Origin of the sequence: Achromobacter sp. GbtcB20 (assembly GCF_019091095.1) — a bacterium.
GTDB lineage: Bacteria > Pseudomonadota > Gammaproteobacteria > Burkholderiales > Burkholderiaceae_B > Achromobacter > Achromobacter mucicolens.
Map to the genome: position 1 here is coordinate 1 of NZ_JAGXJZ010000641.1, position 258 is coordinate 258.

Below are 258 nucleotides of genomic sequence, written 5' to 3' on the forward strand. Positions count from 1 at the left end.
GGGTCTCGGTCTCTTCGTGCTCCTTTTTCTCGGCCTCGTCTTCCAGCTTGCCGAGATCCAGGCCGCCCTTGGCCACCGACACCAGTTCCTTGCCCTCGTATTCGGTCAGGAAGGACAGCATCCACTCGTCGACGCGGTCGGTCAGCAGCAGCACTTCGACGCCCTTCTTGCGGAAGATTTCCAGGTGCGGGCTATTCTTCGCGGCGGTGTAGCTGTCGGCGGTGACGTAGTAGATCTTGTCCTGGCCTTCCTTCATGC

1 pseudogene is annotated in these 258 nt (G+C 60.5%); it reads right to left on the reverse strand.

Annotated elements, in window-relative coordinates:
- Positions 1-258 (reverse strand): annotated as a pseudogene (locus KVT32_RS30550) (molecular chaperone HtpG); the annotation flags it as partial.